This window comes from Halobacillus rhizosphaerae, assembly GCF_046719735.1.
Taxonomy (GTDB): Bacteria; Bacillota; Bacilli; order Bacillales; family Halobacillaceae; genus Halobacillus_B; species Halobacillus_B rhizosphaerae.
Window position 1 is genome coordinate 174743 of record NZ_JAUTWQ010000001.1, and the last position, 16892, is coordinate 191634.

The 16892-nt window shown below is 40.7% G+C and carries 14 protein-coding genes and 1 other annotated feature; of the genes, 12 read left to right on the forward strand and 2 right to left on the reverse strand.

All coding sequences use genetic code 11. The annotated features are described in order from the left end of the window. The first annotated feature begins 221 nt into the window (after positions 1-221). The gene (gene spoVID, locus Q7A53_RS00850; protein ID WP_411787215.1) at positions 222-1220 is read left to right on the forward strand and encodes a stage VI sporulation protein D; all 999 of its coding nucleotides are present in this window, start codon (positions 222-224) and stop codon (positions 1218-1220) included. Here the strand turns inward: spoVID and Q7A53_RS00855 are convergent. Next, positions 1217-1405: a hypothetical protein gene (locus Q7A53_RS00855; protein WP_411787216.1), complete on the reverse strand. Its 189-nt coding sequence runs from the start codon at positions 1403-1405 to the stop codon at positions 1217-1219. The two genes, spoVID and Q7A53_RS00855, sit on opposite strands and share 4 nt — an antisense overlap. Positions 1406-1505: 100 nt before the next feature. Continuing rightward, positions 1506-1738, forward strand: a binding site (T-box leader). Positions 1739-1791: 53 nt separating this feature from the next. Here Q7A53_RS00855 and Q7A53_RS00860 point away from each other — a divergent pair. From Q7A53_RS00860 to Q7A53_RS00870, 3 genes are all read left to right on the forward strand, one after another. Continuing rightward, a complete protein-coding gene (locus Q7A53_RS00860; protein ID WP_411787217.1) occupies positions 1792-4434 on the forward strand; it encodes a valine--tRNA ligase in 2643 nt (880 codons plus the stop codon). A 54-nt stretch (positions 4435-4488) separates the two neighbouring features. Next, entirely contained in the window at positions 4489-5793 is a 1305-nt protein-coding gene (locus Q7A53_RS00865; protein WP_411787218.1) for a bifunctional folylpolyglutamate synthase/dihydrofolate synthase, read from the forward strand. Between the two features lie 84 nt (positions 5794-5877). After that, positions 5878-7611 carry a sensor domain-containing diguanylate cyclase gene (locus Q7A53_RS00870; protein WP_411787219.1) on the forward strand — a complete coding sequence of 578 codons (1734 nt, stop codon included), beginning with the start codon at positions 5878-5880 and terminating at the stop codon, positions 7609-7611. A gap of 27 nt (positions 7612-7638) precedes the next feature. On the opposite strand, the gene Q7A53_RS00875 is transcribed toward Q7A53_RS00870, so the two are convergent. Continuing rightward, positions 7639-9057, reverse strand: coding sequence for a pilus assembly FimT family protein (locus Q7A53_RS00875; protein WP_411787220.1), 1419 nt, complete (start codon positions 9055-9057; stop codon positions 7639-7641). A 44-nt stretch (positions 9058-9101) separates the two neighbouring features. Between Q7A53_RS00875 and Q7A53_RS00880 the strand changes: the two genes are divergently transcribed. The 8 genes from Q7A53_RS00880 (at position 9102) to Q7A53_RS00915 (ending at position 16731) form a co-directional block, all read left to right on the forward strand. Next, positions 9102-9611, forward strand: coding sequence for a type IV pilus modification PilV family protein (locus Q7A53_RS00880; RefSeq protein WP_411787221.1), 510 nt, complete (start codon positions 9102-9104; stop codon positions 9609-9611). Further along, a complete protein-coding gene (locus Q7A53_RS00885; RefSeq protein ID WP_411787222.1) occupies positions 9608-10063 on the forward strand; it encodes a hypothetical protein in 456 nt (151 codons plus the stop codon). The genes Q7A53_RS00880 and Q7A53_RS00885 overlap by 4 nt, the downstream gene beginning before the upstream one ends. Positions 10064-10142: 79 nt before the next feature. After that, positions 10143-10847, forward strand: a complete 705-nt coding sequence (locus Q7A53_RS00890; protein WP_411787223.1) for a hypothetical protein — start codon at positions 10143-10145, stop codon at positions 10845-10847. 15 nt (positions 10848-10862) lie between these two features. Further along, positions 10863-12158 carry a VanW family protein gene (locus Q7A53_RS00895; protein ID WP_411787224.1) on the forward strand — a complete coding sequence of 432 codons (1296 nt, stop codon included), beginning with the start codon at positions 10863-10865 and terminating at the stop codon, positions 12156-12158. Between the two features lie 17 nt (positions 12159-12175). Beyond that, positions 12176-13795: a GspE/PulE family protein gene (locus Q7A53_RS00900; protein WP_411787225.1), complete on the forward strand. Its 1620-nt coding sequence runs from the start codon at positions 12176-12178 to the stop codon at positions 13793-13795. Between the two features lie 16 nt (positions 13796-13811). After that, the gene (locus Q7A53_RS00905) at positions 13812-14852 is read left to right on the forward strand and encodes a type IV pilus twitching motility protein PilT (RefSeq protein WP_411787226.1); all 1041 of its coding nucleotides are present in this window, start codon (positions 13812-13814) and stop codon (positions 14850-14852) included. Continuing rightward, positions 14852-16057, forward strand: coding sequence for a type II secretion system F family protein (locus tag Q7A53_RS00910; protein ID WP_411787227.1), 1206 nt, complete (start codon positions 14852-14854; stop codon positions 16055-16057). Before Q7A53_RS00905 ends, Q7A53_RS00910 begins: the two co-directional genes overlap by 1 nt. Positions 16058-16251: 194 nt before the next feature. After that, positions 16252-16731 carry a type II secretion system protein gene (locus Q7A53_RS00915; protein WP_411787228.1) on the forward strand — a complete coding sequence of 160 codons (480 nt, stop codon included), beginning with the start codon at positions 16252-16254 and terminating at the stop codon, positions 16729-16731. The last annotated feature ends 161 nt before the right edge of the window (positions 16732-16892 follow it).

Sequence of the window (16892 nt, forward strand, 5' to 3'; positions counted from 1 at the left end):
AGAATATCTATACCATTAGCAAACTCGGACCTTTCGATTGGTTCGAGTTTGCTTTGTTTTACGATAAGTTAGAGTTTTGCCACCGTTTATATTCCTATTGTAAGATCATTCTTTCTAAGTACCCGTTTACCGTTGTCTCCTTTTCTATGTATATAACCATACCTCTTGCATAAGTTGTAATAGATGGCTGAGTTTCACCTTATAAGGGAGGGGACATTAAATTGCAAAATAAAGCATTTTCATTTCAATTAGATGAATCTCTATGGTTTAAGGAAGGACAGGGTGTAAGGGAACTTCTAGGCATTTCCCTGGAACCGGAAATTACTATAGAACAATTGCAAAATGAAGTACGGCTGCTTGGGACCGTTGAATTAACTGGAGAATATCTTCCTGATCAGGAAAGGACTCAATATGAGGAAATCCCCACAGTGCAATCCATAAGAGTCATCAGCGAAGTGGAGAGAGGAGAAGAAGGAGTTCATTATTTTTCTCATTCTTTTCCAGTGGAGATAACGGTTCCGAATGAAAGAGTTCACGATGTAAATACCGTACTGGTAGAAATAGAAAACTTTGATTATGAACTGCCTGCTACAAACCAGTTGCGACTGCAGGCTCAAATGAATATCAATGGTATCCGTCAGCCGAAGACCAATGAAATTGCGGATGAAGTTGAATCTTTTGATGAATCAACGACCATTGGGCCGGTAAACTACCAACCTCAAGATACGCAAGAAAAACCAACCGTATATCAGCGGGAAACGCCTTTGGTTTCATTAAATGATGGCCAGTCTCATCACGATGCGGATGAAAGCAGTGGAAGGTGGACTTATAAAAAAACGCAGACCTTTAACGAGTTTTTTGGTAAGGAAGAGAAGAACGAAGAAGTATTCCAGGAATCAGAAGAAAGTAGTAGCGGCTGGGAAATGACTACAGTCATCGAATCGAGTTCCTCTTCATCTATAGCTAATAAATCTACCGCTTCATCTGAAGAGGAGTCTTCAGATGAAAAAGCAAGTGTGCATGGCATTAAGCAAATATTTAAACACTTATTTCCTAATCGAGAAGATTCCTATACTCAAATGAAAATGTACATTGTCCAGGAGGATGAAACGCTGGCAACTATTGCTGAAAGGTATGAGATTTCTTTAAGCAAATTAGAGAAGATGAATGCAAATCGAGATAGTATCGCTCCTGGACAAATCGTGTACATTCCAAGCTAAATCCATTTCAAGTGAAAGGCAAGGTACAGGCCGATAATTATGCCCGTTAAAAAAACGTCAATCGTTGTAGGGAGAAATATGGTGCGGAGCAGCTGGTAAATCATAATAGGTAAGAGCGCTGTTTCGATAAGAAATAACCAGTATCTGCACCATGGAGGTAAACGGTATCTGTAAAATCTGCTCATTTCTTTCACCTCCTTTCATGTTAGGAACCGCCTATTTTTTTAAAAACAGTTGACTAAAATAGTGAATTCTATATACAATATGTAATAGAACTCCTATACGTGAAATGCCAGGAAAGGGAAGAGTATATAATCAACTCCTTTAGAGAGGAAAACAATTGCTGAAAGTTTTCCAGGTTTGTTGGTTGTAGAAGGTCGCCCTGGATGCGCAGCTTCTTTGAAAGGTTAACAGTAGAAGAAGCCGGTTAGAAGCCGTTATTAATTTTAAGTGTGCAGAATAAGTATATGCTGCAAATTAAGGTGGTACCACGGAAATCAATCCCTTTCGTCCTTTATTGGATGGAAGGGATTTTTTGTATTTTTAAAAGACTAAAAGGAGGAAGATCATTATGAAAGAAACAGATCTTTCAATGCCGACAAAATATGATCCAGCAGCCGTTGAAAAGGATCGCTATCAATATTGGATAGACGGAAAGTTTTTTGAAGCAGAAAGAGATTCGAAGAAAGAACCTTATACCGTAGTGATTCCACCGCCAAATGTAACGGGTAAGCTTCATCTAGGCCACGCCTGGGATACAACGCTGCAGGATATACTTACTCGAGTAAAACGAATGCAGGGCTATGACGTACTCTGGCTGCCTGGAATGGATCATGCGGGAATCGCTACTCAAGCCAAAGTAGAAGGGAAATTAAAAGAACAAGGTCAGTCCAGACACGAACTGGGGCGTGGAAAATTCCTGGAGAAATCCTGGGAATGGAAAGAAGAGTATGCTCAATTCATTCGTACTCAATGGGAAAAGATGGGTCTGGGACTCGATTATTCTCGTGAGCGCTTTACGCTGGACGAAGGACTTTCCGAGGCCGTGAAAGAAGTTTTCGTTAAATTGTATGAGAAGGATCTAATTTATCGCGGCGAATACATCATCAATTGGGATCCAGCGACACAAACTGCTCTGTCTGATATTGAAGTGGAATATCAGGATATCCAAGGCGCTTTCTACCACATGCGTTACCCAATTAAAGACGAAGATGGGTTCATAGAAATTGCTACCACTCGTCCAGAAACGATGCTTGGAGATACCGCCATTGCTGTTCACCCTAATGATGAGCGATACCAGCATTTAATTGGGAAAAAGGCTGTTCTGCCGATTATCGGCAGGGAGATTGAAATTGTGGCGGATGATTATGTAGATATGGAATTTGGTTCAGGAGCCGTGAAGATTACTCCAGCTCATGATCCTAATGACTTCGAAATTGGTAACCGTCATAAATTAGAGCGGATTCTTGTCATGAATGAAGATGGAACCATGAATGAGAACGCTGGGAAATATCAAGGGATGGATCGTTTTGAATGCCGTAAGCAGATTATTCAGGATCTTCAAGAGCAAGGTGTGTTATTTAACATAGAAGATCATCTGCATTCTGTAGGGCATTCTGAGCGAAGCGGGGCAGTGGTAGAACCTTACCTTTCTACCCAATGGTTTGTTAATATGGAGCCGCTTGCTAAAGCTGCTGTTGATTTGCAAGGCGGAGAGGATAAGGTTAGTTTTGTACCTGACCGCTTTGAGAAAACTTATTTAAACTGGATGGAAAATATTCGAGATTGGTGTATTTCCCGGCAGCTTTGGTGGGGTCACAGAATTCCTGCTTGGTATCACAAAGAAACAGGAGAAATTCATGTTAGCAAGGAAGCACCGGCAGATATTGAGAACTGGGAACAGGACGAAGATGTATTAGATACCTGGTTCTCTTCAGCGCTCTGGCCGTTTTCTACATTAGGATGGCCGGATCTTGATCAGGAAGACTTTAAGAAGTACTTCCCGACCAATGTTCTTGTTACAGGCTATGACATTATTTTCTTCTGGGTTAGCCGGATGATTTTCCAGTCAGTTGAATTTACAGGCGAACGACCATTTGAAGATGTACTGATCCACGGACTGGTTAGAGATGCTGATGGAAGGAAAATGAGTAAGTCACTAGGCAATGGTGTAGATCCTATGGATGTTATTGATAAATATGGAGCGGACTCCCTCCGTTACTTCTTATCAACGGGATCCTCACCCGGACAGGATTTACGTTTTCAGTGGGAAAAAGTAGAATCCACATGGAATTTCGCCAATAAAATATGGAATGCTTCCAGATTTGCTTTAATGAATATGGGTGACCTTGAATTTAAAAACATTGATATCTCTGGGGAAAAGTCCGTAGCAGATGAATGGATTCTCACTCGATTGAATCAAACAATAGAACAAGTGACGAGAAATATTGACCGGTACGAATTTGGAGAAGCAGGACGTCATTTGTATAACTTCATTTGGGATGAATTCTGTGATTGGTATATTGAAATGGCAAAGATTCCGCTTTATGGGGAGGATGAAGCAAGAATTCACACAACTCGTTCTATTCTTGCCTATTCGCTGGATCAAATCATGCGGATGCTTCATCCATTCATGCCGTTTATTACAGAAGAAATTTGGCAGCACCTTCCTCATGAAGGAGAATCAATTACGCAGGCATCCTGGCCGGTAGTAAGGGATGAATTCCATAATGAGCAAGCTGTTCAAGAAATGGAGCGACTTGTATCTATAATCAGGTCTGTTCGTAATATACGCTCTGAAGTTGACACTCCGATGTCTAAGCAAATCCAATTGCTGATTCAGGCGAAAGATGAAGAAGTAGTGAAAGAGCTGGAGAAGAACAGAAGCTATCTAGAGCGTTTCTGTAATCCAAGCGAGTTAAACATCGCTATTGATCTGCAGGCACCGGAAAAAGCGATGTCCGCAGTTGTGACCGGAGCAGAGCTCTTCTTGCCGCTTGCAGGTTTAATTAACATTGACGATGAAATTAAACGATTGGAAAAAGAGAGAGATAAATGGGACCAAGAAGTTACTAGAGTTCAAAAGAAACTGGCCAATGAAGGATTCGTAAGTAAGGCACCTGAACATGTGGTCGAGGAAGAACGTACAAAAGAAACGGACTATCTAGATAAACGGAATAAAGTGGAAGCAAGAATTAAAGAATTAAAAGCATAACTGGATGAAGGAGGGTATTCACAGGGAATACTCTCCTCTTTTTGAAAAGAGGGAATGGTCGTGTTGAATTATAAGGAAGCACTTGAATGGATTCATTCACGAGAGAAATTTAAAGTTAAACCAGGGTTAAAACGTATGAGCTGGATGATGGAAAAGCTTGGGCGTCCCGAATTAAAGTTTGAAGCGGTTCATGTGGCAGGAACGAATGGAAAAGGTTCCACCGTCTCCTTCCTAAGACATTTATTACAGGAGCAAGGATACCGAATAGGAACATTTACTTCTCCTTACATTATCCGCTTTAATGAAAGAATCAGTCTTAATGGTGACCCTATTAGTGACCAGGAACTTGCAGCGCTAACTGAGAAAATCAGACCGTTAGCAGAGGAACTGGGAAGAATGCCGCTAGGAGAACCCACGGAATTCGAAATCATTACAGCGATGGCAATGCTATATTTCGCAGAGAGTCAGCTGGACTATGCGATTTTCGAAACGGGTCTTGGGGGGAGGTATGATTCCACAAATATCATTCAACCGATAATTTCAGTGATTACGAACATTGGCAAGGATCATGTCAATATACTGGGAAATACCTATGAAGAAATAGCTGTAGAGAAAGCTGGTATTATTAAATTTCAGACTCCAATAATTTCAGGGGTACAGCAGCCGGAAGCGAAATCGGTTATTGGATCTAAAGCAGAGGCAATGGAGGCACCATTAACAGTACTTTATAAAGACTTTTATGTTAATCATTTAAACAGTTCAGATCAAGGCGAGCATTTTTACTTTTACAACCAAGACTTTCACTCGGAAGAATTGCTTACTTCCATGATGGGTGCTCATCAAGTTGAGAACGCTTCTCTAGCTTTACAGACGGTTGAAGTGATGAAACAAATGGGAAAGAAAATGGATCGATCCCGATATAAGGAAGGCATTCAAAAAACTTCCTGGCCGGCAAGGTTTGAAATTATAGCCAATGATCCAGCGATTGTTATAGATGGAGCACATAACTTAGAAGGTACTTTAGCTCTCGTAAACACACTGAAAAACCATTACAGAGGAAAGAAAATATGTTTACTCTATGCTGCACTGGAAGATAAGCCTGTGACAGAAATGCTGGAACAGTTTAAAGGAGTAATTGATGAAGCATGGTTTACGTCATTTGATTTTCCCAGAGCCCTTAGCGGAGAAGTGCTGCACAGTCTTTCCCCGCTGCCTCACTCACACGTTTCTGCAAGCCCGCGTGAAGCAATTGAGAGTATTATTCCTAACTTACACAAGGAAGACGTTTTTCTAATTACAGGTTCTTTATACTTTATTTCTATAATAAGGAAATATTTTGAATCTAACGAACGGCTATGATAATATTATAATTATCTGAATTTTCTAATCATAATTAGGTCAAGCTCACGCGGTATAGCGGTGTTCGTGAAACGGGGTGCGGAAATGACGAAGCAAAAAAAGCTTGTCATTTGGTTCATATGGCTGTTGATTTGGCCTGCTGGTCTTGGATTACTTTATTTTAAAATGGAACCGCCGATTCAAGGGAATGAAATAGATATTATATCCTTTACATTATTAGCTGGAATAGTCGCCCTTTTTCCACTTCTTGCAGGGGATCATCCCGTCTTTTTCACCCATGGCATTACTCTTGCTGTTTTTTTATATTTTGGATTGGTAACTGAACTGGTAATTACTCAGTTTGCCATTCTCTTTTTATTTATGAAAGTGCGTATTGACAAATCGCAAATTCACCGACTGCCGATTAATTTGCTTATGTTTATGGTACTATCCATTGGCAGTGCGTTAGTATATCATCTTTTAGGTGGGGAGCATGGTAAGAGAGCCATCGATAAGATTGAGGATGTCATCCCCTTAATGGCATATGTTCTTTTTCAATTCATTATGAATCACTGCTTTATTAAGATAATAAGTAAATATCTTTACCGCAAACAAGTGAAATGGGTGGATCGGGGAAGTATCTGGGAAGTGGTTACCACCATTCTAGTCACTCCAGTTGGTTTAGTGCTGTATGCAGTGTATACAGAAATTGGTTTGTATGCCGTGTATTTTGTAGGTTTGCCGTTCATTTTTATATCAGGCATCCTTATGCTTTATCATAACAGCAGACAAGTTAACGTTTACCTGCAGAGAACGAGCGAGATTGGTCAGGAGCTTACAGGCAAGCTAGGCGTGACCCAGGTCCTTGATTTGTTTGTAGAAAGAATATCTCATCTGCTTCCTATTGATTATATGTATGTTTTTGATGTCGTTACAGAGGAAAAGCTGCAGCTAATTCGCTATTTTGACCGCAGTGGGATTACTAAAATGAATACCATTGAGTTAAGGAAAGGCACAAGTATCAGTGGGGATACTTGGAAAACCGGTCAAAACAAAGACTATAAGAAAAAAATACAATGGGAGCACTTGGAAAATGAATATACTCCTGAAAAAGCGGAGAGTGTCGTTTCTATTGCCATTGAAAGAAATAAAGAAATCGTTGGCGTTCTCACTCTGTACTCGCTTAAAAAAAGGGCATTCATGCGCTACCAATTTATGATTTTAAATATCCTTGCTAACTATCTTGCTGTTGCCATGGAAAACGCCAGACATTATGAAAAGACAAAAGCGGAAAGTGAACGGTGCTCTTTAACCGGTCTTTATAATTACCGTTACTTTGAGAATCATTTACAACGTACTTTTGAACAGTGGCGTACAAAGAATTATTCCTCACCCATTTCGCTTATTCTTGTGGATATTGACCATTTTAAACAAATTAATGATTCCTATGGACATGAGAGTGGAAATGAAATATTAAGTATGCTTGCTACAAGACTGGAGAAACACCTGGAAGGTAAAGGGCTGATAGCAAGGTACGGCGGGGAAGAATTTGTTATTTTATTGCCTGACGTTCCCTTAGCAGAAGCTGTGAATACAGCGGAAAGCCTGTTAGATGCTATAAAAGCAGAACCTTTTCTCTCTTTCGATCACATTCTGCCTCGAAACACACCTCAGCTTATCTCACTTACAGCCAGCATGGGGGTCGCAAGTTACCCGGAGCATTGTGAAGGACCGCTTGGGTTAGTTCGTCATGCCGATCGTGCTATGTACATCGGAGCTAAGCAAAAGGGAAGAAACCGTGTCGCAAGCTATGACAAAATAAAACAGGGAGCAGAATGAATAATCATTTTGCTCCCTGTTTTTGTTCTAATTAAATAATGTACACTCACTGCCTTCACGTATAGTGTGAGGGCCATTAATATGTTCTTTGCCGACGACTTTCCCTTTTGCGCAGATAAGCTCATTTTCGTTGTCGTTCCATCCTACGGTGTTGTGAAAGATGATATCGCCAGCGGAAGCGATTACGGTCTGATTTTGAAAGTATGCCGGACCCTCAAATGTAATGTTTCCGTATGCTTTAATCATAGAGGCCCCATTTACAGTCGCCTTAGAGGAAATAACAGCATTCCTTCCTATAGTTATTCTGCTGTTGTTTTCCATAACTAGGGAGTCTTTGACCAGCAGGTTACCTGACACCGTTAATTCTGCATTGGAATAAGCTTTTAAGCTTTTATTAAAAATCGCATCTTTTTTAATAGACAGGCGGGTAGTATTTCCAATTAAGAAGTGATCATTCGCGAACAGATAACCCTCACTATTGATCGTTCCACTCGAGTTTATGGAAGTGGAACGATCAAAGCGCAGACTTCCTTTCGCTAGAATTAGAAAATCATTATAAAGGTTAGTCTGTTGGTTAAAGAATATATTATAACCCTCGATCGTGTTCTGATCTTTTTGTCCATAAGTAGTAAAGTTCCCCTGAAATAATATATTTCCAGCAACGGAAAAGCGAGAATTATCAATAGTAGTATCACTGCGATTATAAAAATTCTCTCCAATACTCAAGTAAGCATTTCTAACCGTTATTCCTTCTATAGAAAGTACGCTGCTGTCGAAATCTGCACGGTCGCAAACACCTCCCCAATTCGCAAATGTTGTCCGGTAAAACTTACTTGCTTCGGAATAGCTGCAATTTGGTGGTTTAGGCCGCACTTCTGTATAAGGTTGCCCGTCACTTTCCTGGACCGTATCGAACTCTTCACTTGAAGTGAAGATGTGTAACCCGTTGTCGTCGTTATTATCCCCACTAGAATCTCCACCGGCCAATTCCAGATTCTCCGCCGTTTGACTAGGTATAATGGTTGATATTTGATAACTTTGTGATGGGGTGCTGTCCTTCGTAGATGTTGTAATAGCAACTGATATAGGACTTTCAGCGGAAATTTTTATACAATTTTCTGGTTCATCTAATGTATTTTTACCGTTTTCTATGTATAATTTACTTATTAAGAAATTGTCGAAAGTGAGTAGATTTTCATGGTTAATCATTAATTCAGTCGGAGAATTCATGCAGATATCTGCCGGTCCTTGGTTAGCTTTTTCGCGAATTGCTGTGAGCAGGAGATTGGTTTCCTGTTTTAATTGGACATTGTCTTCCACTGCACCACTGGCATGCATGGACTGGGCAAGTACGCTTACTGTAATCGCTGTTACTATGCCAAAAAGGGCGAGGGCGGTTAGTAATTCGATTAACGTTACTCCTTTATTATTTAAGAGTTTATTCAAAAACCCGCCTCCTTTCAAACTAAATCTATAATAGTGGTGTTGATATGTATAAAGACCAAACTGGGATGACTCTAGTCGAAATACTAGCTGCTCTCTCCCTACTAAGTATTGTTATCATGATATTTCTTGCTATTTTTGGGAAATACTTGCTGTTTGCCGATCGCGTAGAAAATGAACTGGATGCTATTCACCTTGCTGAAGAAATTGGGTTCTATACAGGTTCCATGACTGAGACTTATCAGAACATGGGCAGTAACATTCCAGATTGCAGTCAGTCAGCTGCCCTTGACCTGGATTACATAATACAACAGCAAAATGCCAGGTCAGAAGTCATGCAGTCGGGTAAATGGGAATTAGATGATTCTCATCGATTATATTATACCTCTGCTCAAAATCAAACCTATTACCCAGTAGTAAAGTATTGTCAAGGTACAAATGAAATTGGTTTAGTCATACGACTGCATATAGAAATCTTTCAACTATTAAAGGATGGATCTAAAAAATTCATCACGGAAACATATCATTACATTCCTGAAACTGGAGAGTCTTCATGAGCCGTTTAAAAAATGAAAATGGAGCGGCGCTTGTATTCGTGCTATTTGTAATTGTGGTGGTGGGTCTCCTTACGACGGTTATTGCTTTTCAAATTACTTCAACAGGTAAACAAGTAGCTGTATCTCAACAAACGGTGCAGGCAGAAGATTTAGCAGGTATGGGTAAAGAATTATTGATTCAAAGTATCGAAAAAATAAATGCACAGTATTCAACTCAAAAAGAAGTAAAAAAAGCGATCGAGCAAGAATGGGGAAGACCGCTGGTAATGAATATGGAAAGTAAAGACTCAGTAACTCATTCGTATCAAGTCACGGCTTCTTTAGCTAATGACCTGGGAAATCACACACTCACTATTCATTATGAAAGCAAGGGCTTAGCTGGGGATAGAGAGAAGCTGCTTCAGGGTGAAGTCACTTTAGATTTCTCGCAAACGGAAGAAAGTACTAAGTGAGGGCTGCCTCAATGAGATAACTATTACATAGTATTCAGACCCTATATTGGGGAGAAAGCTAGCGAAAGGAGTCGATTGCATGAAAATAATTTTTTTACTTATATCTTCGCTGCTGCTTTTTCCAATCATGAAAACATATGGAAAAGATCTTTCGAGGAGAAGTAAATATTTGCTTGGTTCTGCGGCCTTTTTATCCGCGTTAATGATTCTGCTAAGTACATTATCATTCGCTGTCTGGCAGTCTATTGTACTGGGAATAGCCATAGTGATTTTGTCTTATATTCTGGTGAGACCGCGTTTAATCGTCATTGATATTGATAAAAAAGGAGAAGCTTCAGAGGAAGATTCTCTGATCACCCCACCAATGAAAATAAACGAAACTATGAAGGAGAGACATCAAGTATCCGAATCTCCGGATGCCGCAGAAACCACTCCGAAACTTGCAGAAAAAGAACCAGCGGCTGCTGTTAAACCCTCATTAAATCAAACGGTTTCTTTACCATCTGAGGGTTTGAATACGGACCTGGAGAAACGTTGGCAGGAAGGTGAGTCAGAGGAGGACATAGAAGACGAATTACTGAAAGCTCGTAAAGACCTCTCCCTTGTACCTTCTATCAGGGCGGCAGCAAAAGAACCACTTGTAAACAAAGAGGAATGGTATGAAGAGGAACTAGAACTTGTTTCTAATCGGACGGCGACTGTCCATCGATACCAGCATGAGAAGGATTCACCTGAAATAGATATGGATGAATTTGAAATTCCTGAACTAGATTTTGAACAATAAGGAGCGGCTGATAGAATGAGCGATCTGAAAGGAGCAGGATTATTTATAGGAATGGTAGTTTTTATGCTGCTCTTTACTTATGGAGGCGCGTTTGGGTGGGGGCTTGCATTTGGAGCGGCGCATAAATTTGCCCCCAACACTGCCGTTAGCGGAGAAATAATTGAAGGATTGACAGAGGATCAGTCTAAGATTCTTTTAAACAAGCAGGTGAACAATTGGAAACAGGCGGCATCCCTGCAGTTGGTTCTACCTGAAGAGACTGTAGAAATAAGCCCTGAGAATTTTCGATTTCATATCCCGAAGACGATAGCTAGTGTAAGCAATGGGGATACACAAAACCTCCAAGTTACTCTAGATCCTATTTTTGCTCAATCTCTTACCGAGCATTTATCAGGCGAAGTGAAAAGCAAGTTACAGCTGGAAAAACTAAAAGAAAAATTATTATCTGATGCCGGACAGTTGAAAAAAGGTCCTCTTACTTATTCGATCTACGACTTCATTCCTGCAGGCATAAAATCTTTATATGAAACCCAATCGAGTTTCTCCATTACTAGGAATGATCGAGGACAGTTACAAGACTATGTAAGTGAATGGAAAGAAGTAACGCTTAAACCTAATCAGGATTTTTCATTGCTTACGTCCATCAAACAAGCAGCGGCAGTTATAGATAAAAGGTCTTTAAACCAATTAGCCACCGTTCTATACGGAGCTGTACTTGATACAAATCTAGTAATTAAAGAACGTCATATTAGTGAAAATCTTCCTTCCTATGCTGACTACGGGAGAGAAGCAAGTGTGGATAGGAACAATGATCAGGATTTAATCTTTACTAATCCTAATCCCTCACCGCTTGTTATGTCCTTATCCATGAATGGTTCGACTGTGGAGGCAGAAATTTCTGGCTACCCTCTGCAGCATAGTTATCATAGTGTGGTCGAAGGAAGTAAGGAAATATCTGAACGGACCGTGATCCACTTATCCTCCTTTGTACCTGAAGGGGACATCCAGGTGAAGCAAAAAGGATCTCCTGGGAAAAGTGTGGAGGTTTTTAGAGAGACGAAAGATCAAAAAGTAAAAATATCCACAGATTATTACCCGCCAACGGATCGGGTAGAATTGCGGCATGGTGTAGAAGGGGAAGGGAACTCAGCATTCTCAAGTAAGGATGCGAAGAGCTCCTCTCAGGATTCCAGCAGTTTATCCAATAGCAGCGGCGCAACGGACTCCTGGGATGCTCAGGATGAAGAGAAGAAACATAAGCTTCCGCCAATCTGGGAAGGCGAGTATGATAAGAACCCTATACAAAAGTAGGAAGGAGGGTGAATGGAATGCAGAGGAAAAGACTCGGCGATATTTTAAAGGATGCAGGTCTCGTATCAGAAGTAGAGATAAAAGAAACTTTAACAAGTAAGAAAGTACAGCAAAAGCTGGGAGATGCCCTTCTTGAACGTGGACTGATAACCGAACAGCAGCTGATTGAAGTATTAGAATTTCAATTAGGAGTCCCGCATGTTTCGCTTTACCGTTATCCAGTAGACACGAATTTGCTGAATTTAGTAACTAAAGATTTTGCCGTTCGTAATCATGTGATGCCTCTTAAAAGAGAAGACAACCAACTGACCATGGCCATGAATGACCCGATGGATTACTATACCATTGATGACCTGCAGATCTCTACGGGGTTTCAGATCGCTCCTGTTATTGCTAAGAAGGACGAAATTATTCAAACCATTAATAAATATTACAATATAAAAGATGCAGAGGATCCGGAACCGAATATAGACCCTGAGGAAGCACCCATTATCAAACTAGTAAACCAGATTTTGCAGACGGGTGTGCAAATGAGAGCGAGTGATGTCCATATTGATCCGCAGGAAACAAAGGTCTACATACGTTACCGCGTAGATGGTTTGTTAAGGACAGAAAGGTCAGTTCGCAAACCGATGCAAAATTCTTTAATCGCACGAATTAAAATCATGGCAAATCTTAACATTACTGAAAATCGATTGCCCCAGGATGGCCGTATAAAAACGAGTATTAACTCTGTCCCTGTAGATTTAAGAATTTCCACACTGCCAACCGTGTTTGGAGAGAAAATCGTCATACGGATATTGGATTTAGGCAGTTTGCTTAATCGTTTATCGGAACTTGGTTTTAACAAGATAAATTTCCAGCGGTATATGGGTATGATTGAAATGCCTTCCGGTTTGATACTTATAACAGGTCCAACGGGCTCTGGAAAGTCATCTACTTTATATGCTTCGTTAAATCACTTAAATACTGAAAACCAGAATATTATCACGATCGAGGACCCTGTGGAGTATCAGATTGAGGGGATTAATCAAGTACAGGTCAACCATGCAGCTGGACTTACTTTTTCCAGAGGGCTGCGCTCGATTTTAAGACAGGATCCGGATGTCGTCATGGTTGGAGAAATAAGAGACTCCGAAACTGCAGAAATTGCTGTTCGTGCTTCCCTGACAGGTCATTTAGTTTTATCAACTCTGCATACCAATAATGCAATCGCTACGATACCTCGGCTGATTGATATGGATATAGAGCCATACCTGGTGGTTTCATCGTTATCAGGTATAGTAGCTCAGCGTCTGGTTCGGAAAATTTGCCGTGATTGTAAAGAAGCGAGAGAACCGGCACAAATGGAACAAGAGTTATTTGAAAAGCGCGGCCTAGCAATTGAGAAAGTATATAAAGGAAAAGGATGCAGCAATTGTCAGAACACTGGATATAGAGGAAGAATGGCGATTCAGGAGATCCTTGTCGTTGACGATGAAATCCGGAATATGATGTTGAATAATCAGGCAATCGCAAATATTCGCAAGTACGCATGGGAACAGGGAATGATTTTTCTGATGGATGATGGTTTACTGAAGGTGAAGCGTGGCTTGACCACCATAGAAGAGATTTTAAGGGTGACTAAGAACGATTAGCTAGGGGTGATGGGAGATGAAAGACAGGTTTGATCACTTATTAACAGCAGCATACAAGTTAGAGGCATCGGATGTTCATTTAACGGTAGGCGTTGCCCCCATTTTCAGATTGAATGGAGAATTAAAGCAATACGGGAAAGAAATCCTAACTCCAGATCAAGTGGAGGAGATGGCGAAAGCGATTTTATCTGAGGTGCTTTGGAATCAGTTTAAGGAGATTGGGGAGATTGATTTTTCCTATGGAATTCCGGGTATATCAAGGTTTCGTATAAATGCCTATCATCAGCGGAATTGTATTTCAATGGCAATTCGAATCGTGCCAACGGAGATCCCTACGTTAGAGGAATTACATATGCCTGAAGTTTTAAAATCGATTGCAGCGGCCCAACAGGGTCTTGTCCTCGTCACGGGACCGACGGGGAGCGGAAAGAGCACGACATTAGCTGCCATGATCGATTATATGAATCATCATATGCGCAGACATGTAATTACTTTAGAAGATCCAATCGAATATTTGCATTCTCATAACTATTGCATTATTGACCAGCGTGAAATTGGATTTGATACGCAAAATTTTCAAAATGGGCTGAGAGCCTGTCTACGTCAGGATCCGGATGTTATCTTAGTTGGAGAAATGCGTGATTTAGAAACAATATCAACCGCCATCACTGCTGCAGAAACAGGGCATCTGGTTTTGGGAACGCTTCACACAACCTCTGCTGCTTCTACTATGGACCGGATGATTGACGTGTTCCCGCCTGCTCAACAGCCTCAAGTGAGAGTTCAGCTTGCAACAGTATTGCAGGCGATTCTTTCTCAGCGGTTGTTTCAAACGAAGGATCGGAAATCACGGAGGGCAGCTACCGAGCTGTTAATCAATACATCAGCCATTAAGAATCTGGTTAGAAATGAAAAAATCTATCAAATCCAAAATGTGATGCAGACAGCAAAAGCCGATCGTATGCACACCCTTGAAATGTCCATTAAAGAATTGCTAGATCAGGGCGTAATAATGGAAGAAGCCGCTCAGTCGTATTTAGAGAGAAGAGACTTATAATGGCTTACTACGATTATAAAGGCAGAGATACGCGAGGCAGGATGAAACAGGGCAGAATTAAAGCGGCAAGTAAAAGAGAGGCAGAAATTCACTTGAAAGAAACCGGAATTATGCCTCGACAGATCCAGGAACTAACTAGTTTTCTTTATAAAGACCTATCGATTGGAAGTGGAGTGAAAAATAAGGATTTTGTGATCTATTTACGCCAGTTTGCCACGCTCATTGACTCAGGAATTTCCTTAGTTGAGGCCACTTACATATTAAGTGAACAAACGAGCAGCAAAAATCTGGGTCAAACACTTCGAAGCATTGCTTTAGATCTTGAAGCGGGTCAGGCATTTTCCTTTGCATCGGATAAACATCGGAAAGTCTTCCCTAATATGTTTGTGAATATGGTTAGGGCAGGAGAAGCGGGAGGTAATCTCGACGAAATCTTAGGGAGAATGGCCGACTATTATGAAAAACAGCACCTCACCAGGCAAAAAGTGATTTCTGCCCTTTCTTATCCAATGGTGGTAGGGGCCATCGCTCTTGTGATTGTTATTTTTATGCTGAGTTTTGTTGTGCCCAGGTTTGCAAATATGTTTGTTTCATTCGGGAGTGAGATTCCATTATTTACTCGGATAATTTTGCAAATGGGGCAGTTTTTTGGCAGCTTCTGGTGGCTGTTTTTTCTAGTTCCATTAGCCCTCTATTTAACTTACCGTTACAGTCGTCAATTCCCTGCTGCAGTCTACCGAATCGACGAACTGAAAATGCGGCTGCCTATCTTTGGAACGCTTATCCAAAAGTCGGCCTTAGCCAGGATGACGAGGACACTAAGTTCTTTATTCAATAGTTCGGTCCCCATTCTTGAAGCAGTTCAAATTACGGAAAGAATTGTTAGTAATAAAGTAATCGAAGGCGTGCTGCAGCAAACAAGACTGTCTCTTGAGAAAGGGGAGTCGATGGCAGCGCCGATGATCGACCACTGGGCATTTCCTTCTTTAGTCACCCAGATGATCGTCGTAGGAGAAAAAACAGGGGCCCTCGATCAAATGCTAAACAAAGCGGCAGATTTTTATGAACAAGATATTGAGCAAGCGGCAGATCGTATTAAAACATTGATCGAACCGATCATGATCGTCATTCTTGCCATTATAGTGGGAGGAATCGTCTGCGCAATTGCTATCCCTATGTTTGCAATCTTTGACAAAATACAGTAAGTTGACAAAATTGAAATGTTTATTATAGTGAACAATAAGGGTAGTTAGTAGAATGGGATCACAACCTTAGTATTAGTTCTTTTGGTCTGGATACATAAGATTGTATGAAACCACGAACAGACAGCTGTCATGCACACTCAGTTTAGGGATTTAGAAGGGCATTATTTTAAATTAAATGTGAATGGAGAGAGTCTATGTTTACCAAATTTTTGAAACAAGTAAAAAATGCTAAAGGGTTTACTTTAGTTGAGCTTCTCGCCGTAATTGTGATTTTAGGAATCATCGCTGCTATAGCCGTACCTAGTGTATCTGGAGTGATCGCTAAGTCGAAGAAGGATGCCACGGTGAGTAATGCAGAGCAGTTGATTGAAGGAGCGCGTTTATTAGTTACTACAGATAACGTCGACGTATCAGACGGAGTTGATATCAATGTCTACAGCTCAGGTGATAATCAGAAAGGATTGGAAGAAGAAGGATTTATTGAAGACGGTCTGGTAGATACTACTGGGGAAGCTTATGATTCTTCAAGCCATGTTCATGTTGAAGAGGGTGAAGATGGAAAAGTCGTTTATTCTGTGTATTTGAAAGGATCAAAATATCAAATTGGATCTAGTAGCGAATTGGTAAAAAGAAAGGATTTAGCAAGGGACAAGGTTACCAAGGTTTCAGAATAAAATTTTTTCTTAAGTTGAATGCATAAGTTTAACACTAATATATTTAGAAAATAGAGCTGCAGCTTAGTATGTGTGTCGAAAGGGCGGCATTATTTAAAGCTGCATTGCGAAAAACCCGGACCTATGGTTCGGGTTTTCGGTGAAATGAATTTCTTTATTCC

Coding starts and splice junctions, on each gene's coding strand:
- Q7A53_RS00915 (WP_411787228.1), top strand. CDS start 16,252: ATGTTTACCAAATTTTTGAAACAAGTAAAAAATGCTAAAGGGTTTACT.
- Q7A53_RS00900 (WP_411787225.1), top strand. CDS start 12,176: ATGCAGAGGAAAAGACTCGGCGATATTTTAAAGGATGCAGGTCTCGTA.
- Q7A53_RS00865 (WP_411787218.1), top strand. CDS start 4,489: ATGGTCGTGTTGAATTATAAGGAAGCACTTGAATGGATTCATTCACGA.
- Q7A53_RS00885 (WP_411787222.1), top strand. CDS start 9,608: ATGAGCCGTTTAAAAAATGAAAATGGAGCGGCGCTTGTATTCGTGCTA.
- Q7A53_RS00910 (WP_411787227.1), top strand. CDS start 14,852: ATGGCTTACTACGATTATAAAGGCAGAGATACGCGAGGCAGGATGAAA.
- Q7A53_RS00895 (WP_411787224.1), top strand. CDS start 10,863: ATGAGCGATCTGAAAGGAGCAGGATTATTTATAGGAATGGTAGTTTTT.
- Q7A53_RS00890 (WP_411787223.1), top strand. CDS start 10,143: ATGAAAATAATTTTTTTACTTATATCTTCGCTGCTGCTTTTTCCAATC.
- Q7A53_RS00870 (WP_411787219.1), top strand. CDS start 5,878: ATGACGAAGCAAAAAAAGCTTGTCATTTGGTTCATATGGCTGTTGATT.
- Q7A53_RS00860 (WP_411787217.1), top strand. CDS start 1,792: ATGAAAGAAACAGATCTTTCAATGCCGACAAAATATGATCCAGCAGCC.
- Q7A53_RS00905 (WP_411787226.1), top strand. CDS start 13,812: ATGAAAGACAGGTTTGATCACTTATTAACAGCAGCATACAAGTTAGAG.
- Q7A53_RS00880 (WP_411787221.1), top strand. CDS start 9,102: ATGTATAAAGACCAAACTGGGATGACTCTAGTCGAAATACTAGCTGCT.
- Q7A53_RS00855 (WP_411787216.1), bottom strand. CDS start 1,405: ATGAGCAGATTTTACAGATACCGTTTACCTCCATGGTGCAGATACTGG.